Source organism: Chromobacterium sp., assembly GCF_041912965.1.
GTDB classification, from domain to species: Bacteria; Pseudomonadota; Gammaproteobacteria; order Burkholderiales; family Chromobacteriaceae; genus Chromobacterium; species Chromobacterium aquaticum.
The window spans coordinates 101,832-114,941 of the sequence record NZ_JAYSGF010000010.1 but is presented as its reverse complement, the minus strand read 5'-3'; the positions used below and the strand labels follow the sequence as shown (position 1 = coordinate 114,941).

At 62.7% G+C, this 13,110-nt stretch carries 11 protein-coding genes; 2 read left to right on the top strand and 9 right to left on the bottom strand.

What is annotated here, in order from left to right:
• Positions 1-87: 87 nt before the first annotated feature.
• The 7 genes from ACE3QM_RS07720 to ccoN form a co-directional block, all read right to left on the bottom strand.
• Positions 88-507, bottom strand: a complete 420-nt coding sequence (locus tag ACE3QM_RS07720) for a YbaY family lipoprotein (RefSeq protein WP_374421314.1) — start codon at positions 505-507, stop codon at positions 88-90.
• Positions 507-1,034: a FixH family protein gene (locus tag ACE3QM_RS07715; RefSeq protein WP_048410961.1), complete on the bottom strand. Its 528-nt coding sequence runs from the start codon at positions 1,032-1,034 to the stop codon at positions 507-509. The genes ACE3QM_RS07720 and ACE3QM_RS07715 overlap by 1 nt, the downstream gene beginning before the upstream one ends.
• 3 nt (positions 1,035-1,037) lie before the next feature.
• Positions 1,038-2,489 (bottom strand): cytochrome c oxidase accessory protein CcoG, encoded by a 1,452-nt coding sequence (gene ccoG, locus ACE3QM_RS07710; protein ID WP_048410960.1) that lies wholly within the window; start codon positions 2,487-2,489, stop codon positions 1,038-1,040.
• A 156-nt stretch (positions 2,490-2,645) separates the two neighbouring features.
• The gene (ccoP, locus tag ACE3QM_RS07705; protein ID WP_048410959.1) at positions 2,646-3,563 is read right to left on the bottom strand and encodes a cytochrome-c oxidase, cbb3-type subunit III; all 918 of its coding nucleotides are present in this window, start codon (positions 3,561-3,563) and stop codon (positions 2,646-2,648) included.
• Positions 3,560-3,751, bottom strand: a complete 192-nt coding sequence (locus tag ACE3QM_RS07700) for a cbb3-type cytochrome c oxidase subunit 3 (protein WP_048410958.1) — start codon at positions 3,749-3,751, stop codon at positions 3,560-3,562. The genes ccoP and ACE3QM_RS07700 overlap by 4 nt, the downstream gene beginning before the upstream one ends.
• 3 nt (positions 3,752-3,754) lie before the next feature.
• The gene (gene ccoO / locus ACE3QM_RS07695) at positions 3,755-4,369 is read right to left on the bottom strand and encodes a cytochrome-c oxidase, cbb3-type subunit II (protein ID WP_043632373.1); all 615 of its coding nucleotides are present in this window, start codon (positions 4,367-4,369) and stop codon (positions 3,755-3,757) included.
• Between the two features lie 16 nt (positions 4,370-4,385).
• Positions 4,386-5,810 (bottom strand): cytochrome-c oxidase, cbb3-type subunit I, encoded by a 1,425-nt coding sequence (gene ccoN / locus ACE3QM_RS07690; protein ID WP_048410957.1) that lies wholly within the window; start codon positions 5,808-5,810, stop codon positions 4,386-4,388.
• A 478-nt stretch (positions 5,811-6,288) separates the two neighbouring features.
• On the opposite strand from ccoN, the gene ACE3QM_RS07685 reads away from it, so the two are divergent.
• Positions 6,289-8,067 (top strand): M61 family metallopeptidase, encoded by a 1,779-nt coding sequence (locus ACE3QM_RS07685; RefSeq protein WP_374421313.1) that lies wholly within the window; start codon positions 6,289-6,291, stop codon positions 8,065-8,067.
• 82 nt (positions 8,068-8,149) lie between these two features.
• Positions 8,150-10,774, top strand: coding sequence for an aminopeptidase N (gene pepN, locus ACE3QM_RS07680; protein WP_374421311.1), 2,625 nt, complete (start codon positions 8,150-8,152; stop codon positions 10,772-10,774).
• 78 nt (positions 10,775-10,852) lie between these two features.
• Here pepN and ACE3QM_RS07675 read toward each other — a convergent pair whose 3' ends face one another.
• Positions 10,853-11,284 carry an Hsp20/alpha crystallin family protein gene (locus tag ACE3QM_RS07675; RefSeq protein WP_231464867.1) on the bottom strand — a complete coding sequence of 144 codons (432 nt, stop codon included), beginning with the start codon at positions 11,282-11,284 and terminating at the stop codon, positions 10,853-10,855.
• Between the two features lie 115 nt (positions 11,285-11,399).
• Positions 11,400-13,070, bottom strand: coding sequence for an SgrR family transcriptional regulator (locus ACE3QM_RS07670; RefSeq protein WP_374421310.1), 1,671 nt, complete (start codon positions 13,068-13,070; stop codon positions 11,400-11,402).
• Positions 13,071-13,110 lie beyond the last annotated feature (40 nt).

Here is a 13,110-nt window from a genome sequence, read left to right as displayed (position 1 = left end):
AGCAACACTGGGCATAGGGTTTCTGTTAACGCCGGCAAAGAAAAAGCCCCGCCTGGATTGGGCGGGGCCGGCATGGGGAGGAGCGGCTCAGTTCGCGCCGACGGTTTCCAGGCGTAGTTGTGGGTGCTCGGCTGCGCCGGCGCCCAGTACTTGAGTCTGGCTCCGGCTGTTGTAGCGCAGTTCGCCGTTGACGAAGATCTGGCCCTCTATCACATAGCGGCCGTCGTTCTTGATCGCCTGCTTGTCATAACACAGCGAAAAATCCGCAGGGATGCGGCGCGGCTTTTCCAAGATCTGCTCGGCCAGCAGCTGTGGCGGCGCGTCCTGGCGGCTCTGGTCCAGCAGGCGCACTTTGACCAGCACGTCCTTGGCCTGGGACAGCGCGGCCTCCTGCTGCGGCGCGATGGTGCCGTTCAAATAGGCCGGCACGAAACCGCCGGCCTGTGCGGCGCTCAGTGCGAGGCCCAGCGCCAGCGCGGCGAAGGCGTGGTTTAGGAGTCGCTTCATCAGTCCGCCGGCTCCAGATTGGGATGGCCAAGCGACACGGTCTGGCCTTCGGCCGGCTTCCATTCGCCCTGTAGCCGCCATTGCTTGGCTTGGTCTTCCAGCAGGATATACCAGTGGTTGGCTTGGACCGGCACCGCCGGCAGCGTGGCTTGGTAGAGGTTGGGGCCGGCCTGGCGCATTTCCACCTGCTGATCGAAATCATCCTGGGCCGGGTGCACCATGCGCATGCTGATCACCGCCGGCAGCGGCACCTTGCTGGTGGTGATCAAGCGCAGCGTGCGCTGGTCCGAGCCCACCATCAGCTGTGCGCTCAGGCCCATGTTGAAGGCCTGCTTGTCGCGGCGCAGCTCCATATTGATGGCCTTGCCCTTCTTGTAGTAGTCGTCGGTGACCAGGCCGTCATCGGTGCGGATCGCGGTGGCGAGGAACATCACGCCGACGATGACGGAAATCAGCGGCAGGCCGAACAGAATCCAGGGCCAGGGTTCGCGGTACCAGGGACGCGGAGCGGGGTGGGTGTGCTGCATGCATTACTCTCCGATGAAGCTGGACTTCTCTTCCACTTGCAGGGAAGGGTTGTTGATGGACTCGATCAGGAAGCGGATCTCGTGGCTGCCCTTGGTCGCGTATTGCGGATCGGCCTGCACATGGACGGTGACATCGGTGTTGCCGGTGGCGGCCACCGCGATATCGCCGCGATCCGCCTGCACTTTCAGGCCGGGCAGACCCGTTGCTGTGATCCTGAAATGCTGCTTCTGTTCCGTTGTATTGATAATTTTAATGATATAAGTGTTTTCCAGCCAGCCTGCGTCGGTTTCACGCACCAACGAGGCGCGGTCGCGCAGCACATCCACCTTGAATGGCTTGCGCATCAGCATGGAACCGATGGCGGTGGCGATCACGATGGCCAGCACCAGGGTGTACAGTATCACGCGCGGGCGCTTGAGCCGGGAAACAATGGCTTTCTCCGGGTATTTGCCTTCCAGCGCGTTTTCCGTGGTGTAGCGGATCAGGCCGCGCGGATAAGCCATCTTGTCCATCACTTCGTCGCAGGCGTCGATACAGGCGGCGCAGCCTATGCATTCGTATTGCAGGCCGTTGCGGATGTCTATGCCCACCGGGCAGACTTGCACGCAGATGCTGCAGTTGATGCAGGAGCCCAGGCCCTGTTCCTTCGGGTCGCTGCCTTTCTTGCGCGCGCCACGCGGTTCGCCGCGCTTTTCATCGTAGGAGATGATCAGGGTGTCGGCGTCGAACATCACGCTCTGGAAGCGCGCGTACGGGCACATGTATTTGCAGACCTGTTCGCGCATGAAGTTGGCCAGCAGATAGGTGAAGCCGGCGTAGAAGAACATCCAGAATGCTTCCCACGGTCCATAGTCGAAGCGCGGCGCGGCGGCGACCAGGTCGCGGATCGGGGTGAAGTAGCCGACCAGGGTGAAGCCGGTCCACAGCGAGAACACGATCATCAGCGCGTGCTTGGTGAATTTGATGCGGAATTTGCGCAAGCTCATCGGCGACTTGTCCAGCTTGATGCGCTTGTTGCGGTCGCCTTCCACCCATTGTTCTATCCACAGCATGATTTCGGTGTAGACCGTCTGCGGACAGGAGTAGCCGCACCACAGCCGGCCGGCGATGGTGGTCCAGGTGAACAGGCCGAAAGCGCAGCACATCAGCAGCGCGGCCAGGTAGACGAAGTCCTGCGGCCAGATGGTGAGGCCGAACAGGTGGAATTTACGCTCGATCAGGTCGAAGTGCAGCGCCTGGCGCCCGTTCCAGCTCAGCCAGGGCAGGCCGAGGAAGACCAGTTGGGTGCCGATGACGAACAGCACGCGCAGATTGTTGAACAGGCCTTTGGCCGCGCGCGGGTAAATCTTGGTATGCGATTCGTACAGAGAAACGGTCTCGCTATCGTCGGGCTGCTGGCCTTTAGGACGCGGCGGTTCCACCTTGATCGGGATTTCCTTGAGCGAATCGGACATGGGCGTTTCCTTCTCTGCGGATTTGACCAAGGCCATGGATGGCATGGACTTGGCGAAATGCGCGGCTGCGACAGTGGGCGAGATGTTATATGAAATTATATAACATCCGGGTGAAAGAATACTGCCCGCGTGAGCGGGCAGTATGTCGGTTCAGGCTTATTGCGGCGCCTTGGGGTTGTTGGACAAGCCCCAGACGTAAGCGGTCAGCAGATGCACCTTGCCTTCGCCCAGGAAGTCCTTCCAGGCCGGCATTTGGTTGTTGCGGCCGTTGGTGATGGTCTCGATGATGGTCTTCTCGCTACCGCCGTACAGCCAGTTGTTGTCGGTCAGATTGGGCGCGCCCAGCTGCTGGTTGCCCTTGCCGTCCGGGCCGTGACAGGCGACGCAGACCGTGGCGAAGGTTTCCTTGCCGCGGGCGGCGCGCTCGGCGTCATGCTTGCGCTTGGACAGCGACAGCACGTAGTTGGCCACATCCTTGACCTTTTCCTCGCCGAAGGCGGCGCCCCAGGCCGGCATCTGGCCGTGACGGCCTTCGGAGATAGTGGTGTGGATGTCCTTCACCTCGCCGCCCCACAGCCACTTGCTGTCGGTCAGGTTGGGGAAGCCCTTGGCGCCGCGGGCGTCGGAGCCATGGCACTGCACGCAGTAGGTCTGGAACAGGCGCTTGCCCATTTCCTGAGCCTTGGGGTCGGCGGCCACGGCCTTGACGTCCTGTTTCAGGAACTGGTCGTACAGCGGCTGATACTTGGCCTCCGCCTGCGCGCGCTCTTTCTTGTACTGGTCCACCGAGGTCCAGTTGAACACGCCTTTCCAGGTGCCGAGGCCCGGGTACAGGATCAGGTAGACCACGGCGAAAGCCAGGGTCACGTAGAACATCAGCATCCACCAGCGCGGCAGCGGATGGTTGTACTCGGAGAGGTCGCCGTCCCACACGTGGCCGGTGATCTCAACCTGTTCGCCCTTTTGCACCTTGATCTTGGATTGCGAGAAGACCAGATAGGTCAGCCAGATCAGGCCGCCCAGCACGATCACGGTAATCCAGATATTCCAGAATTCGCTCACGAAATCACTCATTTTCTTGCTCCGTTGGAAGCTTGATCTTGTTCTGCTTCCTGCACCTTGTCGTCGTCGAGGAAGGGCAGGTTGGCCGCGTCCTCATACCGGTTCTTGGAGCGCTTGCTGTAGGCGATGCCCAGCACCACGATGAAGAATGCAAAGCACACTACCGTGAACAGCGAGCGTCCGATGGTTACCCAGTCCATGGCTTAACGAACGTTTTTCAAGGCAAGGCCCAGGCCTTGCAGGTAAGCGACCAGCACGTCCATTTCCGACTTGCCTTCCACCTGGGCCTTGGCTTCGGTGATGTCTTTGTCGGTGTAGGGGACGCCAACCAAACGCAGAGCCTTCATCTTGGTCGGTACGCTGTCGGCGTCGGCCAGATTCTTGGCCAGCCACGGGAAGGCCGGCATATTCGACTCGGGAACCACGTCGCGCGGGTTGACCAGGTGCACGCGGTGCCATTCGTCGGAATAGCGGCCGCCCACGCGGGCGAGGTCGGGGCCGGTGCGCTTGGAGCCCCACAGGAAGGGGTGGTCGTACACCGATTCGCCGGCCACCGAGTAGTGGCCATAGCGTTCGGTCTCGGCGCGGAACGGACGGATCATCTGGGTGTGGCAGGTGTGGCAGCCTTCGCGGATGTAGATGTCGCGGCCGGCCAGCTGCACGGCGGTGTAGGGCTTGACGCCGGCCACCGGCTGCGTGGTCGATTTCTGGAAGGCCAGCGGCAGGATTTCCACCAGGCCGGCGACGCTGACGACCAGCAGGGTGAACACGATCAGATAACCAACGTGCTCTTCGATCAGTTTTTGAATCTTATCCATGATGATTCCTTGCGCCTCAGTGAGCGTGGGCGGTGATGGCCGGGATCTTGGCGTCTACGGCACGGCCCGCGGTTACGGTGCGGAAGGTGTTGTAGGCCATCAGGAACATGCCGAGCAGGTACAGGAAGCCGCCGATCAGACGCACGAAGTGGTACGGATAGGTTGCCTTGACCGCTTCAACGAAGGCGTAGGTCAGGGTGCCGTCCGGGTTCAGCGCGCGCCACATCAGGCCCTGGGTCACGCCGGAGATCCACAGCGCGGCGATGTACAGCACCACGCCGACGGTGGCGAGCCAGAAGTGGGCTTCAACCAGTTTCAGGCTGAACATGGATTCGCGGCCGAACAGGCGCGGGATCAGGTAGTACAGGGAACCGATGGTGATGAAGCCAACCCAGCCCAGCGCGCCGGAGTGCACGTGGCCGATGGTCCAGTCGGTGTAGTGGGACAAGGCGTTGACGGTCTTGATCGACATCATCGGGCCTTCGAAGGTGGACATGCCGTAGAAGGACAGCGATACCACCAGGAACTTCAGCACCGGGTCGGTGCGCAGCTTATGCCAGGCGCCGGACAGGGTCATGATGCCGTTGATCATGCCGCCCCAGCTCGGAGCCAGCAGCACCAGGGAGAACACCATGCCTACGGATTGAGTCCAGTCCGGCAGGCTGGTGTAGTGCAGGTGGTGAGGACCGGCCCACATATAGGTGAAGATCAGCGCCCAGAAGTGCACCACGGACAGGCGATAGGAGTAAACCGGACGGCCGGCCTGTTTCGGGATGAAGTAGTACATCATGCCCAGGAAGGCGGCGGTCAGGAAGAAGCCCACGGCGTTATGGCCGTACCACCATTGCACCATGGCATCCACGGCGCCGGAGTAGGCGGAGTAGGATTTCCACAGCGATACCGGCACGAAGGCGGAGTTGACGATGTGCAGCAGGGCCACGGCCAGGATGAAGGCGCCGTAGAACCAGTTGGCCACGTAGATGTGCTTGACCTTGCGGATGGCGATGGTGCCGAAGAAAACGATGGCGTAAACAACCCAGACCACTGCGATCAGCACTTTGATCGGCCATTCCAGTTCGGCGTATTCCTTGCTGGTGGTCAGGCCCAGCGGCAGGGTGATGGCCGCCAGCACGATCACCAGCTGCCAGGCCCAGAAGGTGAAGGCGGCGAGCTTGTCGGAGATCAGCCGGACATTACAGGTGCGTTGCACCACGTAGTAGGAGGTGGCGAACAGGCCGCAACCGCCAAAGGCGAAGATGACCGCGTTGGTGTGCAGCGGACGCAGGCGGCCGAAGTGGAACCAGGGCCCGAAGTTCAATTCGGGCCATACCAGTTGGGCCGCAATGATGACGCCCACCAACATGCCGACAATGCCCCACACGACGGTCATGATGGCAAATTGGCGCACCACCTTATAGTTATAAGTGGATTGCGTTTCCATTTAGGGTTTTCTCCAAGGTTGCTAACTCAGAACGTGACATATCTATCCATCGACGGCTTGAAAGTCCGGGCGACTGTCCCAATCTGTACTGATGTGACTGTGTCCAGGCGAAGCCGCAGGGAAAACGACTTTTTTAAAATCAAGCGCTTGACCCGTATCGCAGCGGTTCCGATGTCTGTATTAGCAGTTCATCCCGCATTGCGATAGCGCAATTTCCCCATTTAGTTAACCCGGCATTCTAAATCAATTACCCATATCGGGCCAGTTTGGAAGCCTGGGGAGGTCGCTTTCCCTATTTGTCTTTTTTATGTCTCAAGCGAGCGCAACAGTTCTTGCAAATACTGTTGCTACTGGCGAGATTGTATTGTCTATCGGGCTTGCCTTCTTGACCTGGATCAAAATGTCATAAAACGCGGCGTATCCGCGCAGGAAGTGCTAAAATCAGAAGGTTTTGCAACGATTACAGGCAAATCTGCTCATGACCGTTCCCGTTCGCTACACAATACTCCCTTGCGACCCGGCGGCGCATCTTTTCGAGGTCGCCGTCATCGTGTCCCGGCCCGCCAAGAAGGGCCAGCAGTTCGTGCTGCCGGCGTGGATTCCCGGCAGTTACATGATTCGGGAGTTCTCCAAGCATATTGTTGAAATCCGCGCGGAATCCGGCGGGAAAACGGTGGAACTGGTCCAGCTGACAAAAAACAGCTGGCAAGCCGCGCCGGTCAAGGGCGCGCTGACTTTGCGCTACAAGGTTTATGCATTTGATCTGTCGGTTCGCGGCGCCTATCTGGACGAACAACGCGGCTTCTATAACGGCACCAGCGTGTTCCTGGCGGTGGAAGGCTATGAGAGCGACCCCTGCTCTGTGCAGATACTGCCGCCGGAAGGCAAGGCCTATGCCGGCTGGAAGGTGGCGACCAGCCTGCCTGCGCGCGGCGCCGACAAGAAAACCGGCTTTGGCGGCTACCAGGCCGCCTGTTACGACGAGTTGATCGACCACCCGGTGGAACTGGGCGAGTTCGAAAGCGTCAGCTTCAAAGCCTGCGGCGTGCCGCATGAGTTCGTCGTCTCCGGCCGCTTCCGCGCCGATCTCAAGCGCCTGGCGCGCGACGCCAAGAAAATCTGCGAATACCAGATCAAGCTGTTCGGCGAACCGGCGCCGTTCGAGCGCTACGTGTTCATGCTCTTCGTCGGCAAGGACATCTACGGCGGGCTGGAGCACCGCGCGTCCACCGCGCTGGTGGCCAACCGCGACGATCTGCCGCAACTGGGCGTCGAGGACATCGGCGACGGTTATCTGAAACTGCTGGGCCTGATCAGCCACGAGTACTTCCACAGCTGGAACGTCAAGCGGATGAAGCCGGCGGCGTTCACCCCCTATGACCTGAACCAGGAAGGCTATACCCGTTTGTTGTGGGCCTTCGAGGGCATTACCTCTTATTACGACGATCTGAGCCTGGTGCGTTGCGGCCTGATCGACGAGAAGCGCTACCTGGGCCTGCTGGCGGAAACCGTCAGCGGCGTCGAGCGCGGCGCCGGCCGTCTGAAGCAGACGCTGGAGCAGTCCAGCTTCGAAGCCTGGACCAAGTACTACCGGCAGGACGAAAACAGTCCCAACAGCATCGTCAGCTATTACACCAAGGGCGCGCTGGCCGCGCTGGCGCTGGACCTGACCATACGTCGCGACAGCCAGGGCCGCCAGTCGCTGGACGATGTGATGCGCGCGCTGTGGCGCAAATGGCTGGACGACGGCAAGGGCCTGGCCGAGGACGAGTGGGAAAGCCAGGCGCAAGCCGCCGCCGGGCTGGATCTCACGGCCTTCTTCGACCACGCGCTGCGTAGCGTCAAGCCGCTGCCGCTGGCCGAGCTGCTGGCGACCCAGGGCGTGGAGTTGCGCTTCGAGCCGGCGGCCAATGCCGGCGACCGCGGCGGCCTGGCGCTGAGCGGCAAGCCGGCACCGGCCAGCCTGGGCGTCAAGGCGGTGGCCGAGGCCCAGGGCGTGCGCGTGCTCAATGTCTACGATGGCGGCGCGGCGCAACGCGCCGGCGTGTCCGGCGGCGATGTGATCGTGGCCATAGACAAGCTCAAGGCGGTGGATCTGGACAAGGCGCTGGCGCGCTATCAGCCCGGCGACAAGCTCAAGTTGCACCTGTTCCGCCGCGACGAACTGCTCAGCCTGCAGCTTGAACTGCAAGCCGCGCCGGCGGACGCCTGCCGCCTGCTGGTGCAGGACGGCGGCGCCAAGTGGCTGCGCCACTGACATTCATCGGGGCGTCGCCGCTGCCCGGCGGCGTCCTCCTCCAGCCAAGACCGGCGCAGCCGGCATCGAAGGAGACCTAGGCATGGTTCAACAGCCGCAAGTCAAGTACCGCGAAGATTACGCAGCGCCCCCCTTTCTGATCGACCGCGTCGATCTGAGCTTCGATATCGAAGACGACGCCACCCGTGTGCATGCGCGGCTGGTGGTGACCCGCAACGACAAGGCCGCGCGCCAGGATGACCTGGTGCTGGACGGCAGCGCGACGCTGGCGGCGGTGACGCTGGACGGCGAACGCTTGGGCGACGACGGCTATGCGCTGCTCGACGACAAGCTGACCGTGCGCGGCGTGCCGGACAGCTTCATCCTGGAACTGGAAACCGAGATCGACCCGGTGGCCAATACCAGCCTGATGGGCTTGTACGCGTCCAACGGCAATCTGTTCACCCAGTGCGAGCCGGAAGGCTTCCGCAAGATCACCTATTACCTGGACCGTCCCGACGTGATGGCCAAGTTCACCACCACCATCGTCGCCGACAAGCACAAGTTCCCGGTGCTGCTGTCCAATGGCAACAAGGTGGGCGAGGGCATGGTGGACAAGAAGCGCCACTGGGTTAAGTGGGTGGATCCGTACAAGAAACCGTCCTATCTGTTCGCGCTGGTGGCCGGCAAGCTGTCCGCGCTGAAAGACAAATTCGTCACCATGCGCGGCCGCGAAGTGGCGCTGGAGATCTGGACCGAGCCGGCGGACCAGGACAAGACCCAGCACGCGATGGAAGCGCTGAAGCACTCGATGAAGTGGGACGAGCAGCGCTTTGGCCTGGAGTACGACCTCGACATCTATATGATCGTCGCCGTCGGCGACTTCAATATGGGCGCGATGGAGAACAAGGGCCTCAACGTCTTCAACACCAAGTACGTGCTGGCGCGCAAGGACACCGCCACCGACGCCGACTTTCAGGGCGTGGAGCGGGTGATCGGCCATGAGTACTTCCATAACTGGACCGGCAACCGCGTCACCTGCCGCGACTGGTTCCAGCTGTCGCTGAAGGAGGGCCTGACTGTGTTCCGCGATCAGGAATTCGGCGCCGACATGAGCAGCCGCGCGGTCAAGCGCATCGAGGACGTCAAGGGCCTGCGCGTGCACCAGTTCCCGGAAGACGCCGGTCCGACCTCGCATCCGATCCGCCCGGACAGCTATATCGAGATGAACAATTTCTACACCATGACGGTGTATGAAAAAGGCGCGGAAGTGGTGCGCATGTATCACACCCTGCTGGGCGAGGCCGGCTTCCGCAAGGGCATGGACCTGTATTTCAAGCGCCACGACGGCCAGGCGGTGACTTGCGACGATTTCCGCGCGGCGATGGCCGACGCCAACGGCGTCGATCTGGAGCAGTTCGGCCTGTGGTACAGCCAGGCCGGCACGCCGCGCCTCAGCGTCAGCGGCCGTTACGACGGCGCGGCGCAAAGCTACACCCTCAAGGTGAGCCAAAGCTGCCCGGCCACGCCGGGACAGGAGCGGAAGCAGCCCTTCCACATCCCGTTGGCCTTGGGCTTGGTGGGCGCCGACGGCGCCGATTTGCCACTGCGGCTGGATGGTGAAGCCGAAGCGCAAGGCGGCACCCGGGTGCTGGACGTCAAGGAGGCGGAACAAAGCTTCACCTTCGTCGGCATTGCGGCCGAACCGGTGCCCTCGCTACTGCGTGGTTTCTCCGCGCCGGTGAAGCTGGAGTTCGATTGGCGCGATGATCAGTTGGCCTTCCTGATGGCCAACGACGGCGACAGCTTCAGCCGCTGGGAAGCCGGCCAGACGCTGGCGGAACGGCTGTTCAAGCAATTGCTGGCGACGGTCGCCGCCGGCGGCGAGTTGAAGCTGCCGGAAACCTTCGTCGCCGCCTTCCGCGCGGTGCTGAAAGACCATGCGGCCGATCCTGCGTTCAAGGCGCTGATGCTGACCCTGCCGTCCGAGGGCGAGATCCTGGAAATGGTGGAAGCGGCCGACCCGGCGCTGATCCACCAGGTGAGGGACTTTGTGCTGGACGAATTGGCGCAGGCGCTGCGCGGCGAATGGCGCGAGGCTTACGAGCTGAACCTGACCCGCGACTACAAGCCGCAGGACGCCGGCCGGCGCGATCTGAAAAACCGCGCGCTGGCCATGCTGAACCGGCTGGATGATGCCTGGCCGGCCGAAGCCGCCGCCAAGCAGTGCCTGGGCGCGGATAATATGACTGACCAGATGGGCGCGCTGATGGCCTTGCGCGACCGCGACGGCGCCGAGCGCGATGAATGCTTCACCGCCTTCGCCGCCCGCTGGCAGCAGGACGCGCTGGTGATGGACAAGTTCTTCATGCTGGTGGCCAGCAGCCAGCTGCCTGGCACGCTGGAGCATGTACAAGCGGCGATGCAGCACCCGGCCTTCACCTTGAAGAACCCGAACAAGGCGCGCGCGCTGATTGGCAGCTTCGGCGCCAATATGGCGCTGTTCCATGCGGCGGATGGCAGCGGCTACCGCTTCCTCGCCGACCAGGTGTTGGCGCTGGACGCGATCAACCCGCAAGTAGCCAGCCGCATCGTCAATGCCTTCCGCCGGCTGAAAAAGCTGGAGCCGGCGCGTCAGGCGCTGATGCGCGAGCAATTGCAGCGCCTGGCCGCGCAGCAACTGTCCAAGGACGTGTACGAGATCGTGTCCAAGATCTTGGAAGCCTGACGCTCGCTAGCCATTCACAACAAAGCCCCGGTTTAAAACCGGGGCTTTTTTCATGACGGCTTGGGTTTCCCGCGCGGCTTATTCTATATGTAGCCGCTGTCCGCCCTGTCCACCCTGCTTTTTCGGCAGCGTCAGGCTGAGCACGCCGTTTTCATACTTGGCGCTGGCGGCGTCGCGATCTATCTCCGCCGGCAGCTGGAAGCTGCGCGATACCGCGCCGTAATAGCGCTCCATGCGCAGATTGCGTTCATCCTTGCTGTCGCTGTCCGTCTGGCGTACCTCGGCCTTGATGGTGACCAGCGGACCGTCCACTTCCACATGGATATCCTGTTTGTTGACGCCGGGGATGTCCGCGCTCACGGTGAAATGCGTCGCGCTTTCCTTCACGTCTATCTTGATTTGGCTGGGCAGCGGGTCGCCATGCAGCGGCTTGATGAAAAAGCCGGGGGTGAAATCGCGGAACAATTCGTCAAACAGGCTCACATTGCCGCGGGAAGGCAGGATGTTCATCGTACTCTCCTTTTTGATCAATGGTTTAGCTGAGAAACGGGCCCTGTTGTCGATATAGGGTCTAAGCCGGGATTATCAAGCCCCTGCGTTGTTGGCTGGAGCGGAGGCACTTTGTTCAGCCCGACTGCTCGGGGCGCAACCACAGGCTGGCGAAGTCAGTCCAGCCGTTCTCGCTCATTTGTAGCCCGGCTAGCCGCGGGCTGGCCTGATGCCCTTGGCGCTCATGCGACAGCGGCAGCACCCAGCCCTCGGCGCACAGCCAGTCGCCGATGGCGGCGTAACCGGCCATGCGCAGGCTGGTGTCAGGCTGGCGCTGAATGTCCCGCAGCTGTGCGTTCAAGCGCGCCTGGGTGGCGGCGTCGAGGCCGCGTTGCAGCGGCTGGCGGGTGCCCAGCCATTCGTGACAGCTGTAGTCGCGGTCGTCGTGCAGCACTTCGCTGCACAGCATCAGGTCAGCCTGCGGCCACCAGTCCTGATCGTGAAAGAAGGCGCGCCGGCTGAGGGCGTGGATCTCCAGTTCTATGGACAAGCCGGCCAGGCGTTGGCGGATGGCGGCGGCCAGAGGCGGGAAGCTGGGCAGGTCGTAATGGAACAGCCGTAGGCGGGCGCGCTCAAGCCTGGGGCGGCGCTGGGCTTGCGGCAAGGGATGGCGCCAGCCGGGCAACAAGCCCAGCGCCGGTGTCTGCAGCGGGTCGTTGGGCTGCACCAGCGCCGGTTCCGCCAGCCAGCGCATCAGCGGGGCGCGCTCGCTGCCGGCCCAGTCCGGATTCAGCAATAGATAGGTGCAGGCGGATTGCAGCGTGCCGTCGCTGCCGTCGTTGGCATAGTCCAGGCGCAGATGGAAGTCCTGGCCGTCGTCGCAGTTGGGAATGAACCACAGCTCGATCTCGTCCAGTAGCGCCCGCTCGCGGTAATGGTGGGCGAAGGCGGTCAGGCCCAGCCTTTGCTCGCTGTGGCGGGAGACCCGGAACGGGCCGCTGCCCACCGGCAGGCGTTCAAAGTCGGCGCCGCGCCGCAGCGGCGCGATCGAGCTGTTGGCGGTGGCCAGCCGCTGCGGCCATAGGAAGTCGCCGTCGTCCAGCTGGCAGCTGAAGGATAGCGGGTCATGGATGTCGACCGCGCGCAGATGGCGGTATTGCACTTGGTAGGGATTGCCGGCTTCGCGCAGCCGCAACAGGCTGACGGCGGCGGCGTCGGACTGCAGCGGCGTTCCATCGTGGAATTGCAGACCCGGGCGCAGCCAGAAACGCCAGCGGCGCGCGGCGGCGTCGCTTTCCCAGTGATGGGCCAGCCCGCCTTGCAGGCTTTGCAAGCCGCGGTCGAAACGGCACAGGCGGTCGAAGATCTGTCGCACCAGATGAGACTCCAGCCGGCCGCTGACGTGCAGCGGGTCCAGGCTCAGCGGCGGATGCGGAATCGGGATGCGCAGGCAGCGGCCCTGGGCGGCGCTGCCCAGATATTGCGGCAGCGCCGCCAGCAATTGCGCGCGGCGCTGAGCGGACAGCCGTGCGAACGCCTGTTCCAGCTTGCCGTCGCGCAGCAGTTGCTGCTGCCGCTGCCATTCCAGCTGCTCCGGCGCGCAGAGCAGGCTGAGCCGCGACTTGCGGCCGCGCCCGCGGCCGGGCTCCCAGGCCAGCCAGCCGCGCTCGCGCATCTTGGCCAACTGCAGCCGGGCATTGCGCTCGCTGCAGTTCCACAAGGCGCACAGCTCGGCCAGCCCCGGCTGGGCGGGGCGCTGTTCGGCGTAGGCCTGATACAGGGCCTGATATTGTTGTTCCAGCTTCATCCGCTGCTTTGCTTTCCAGTTCGCACGCCAAAAGCGGAAG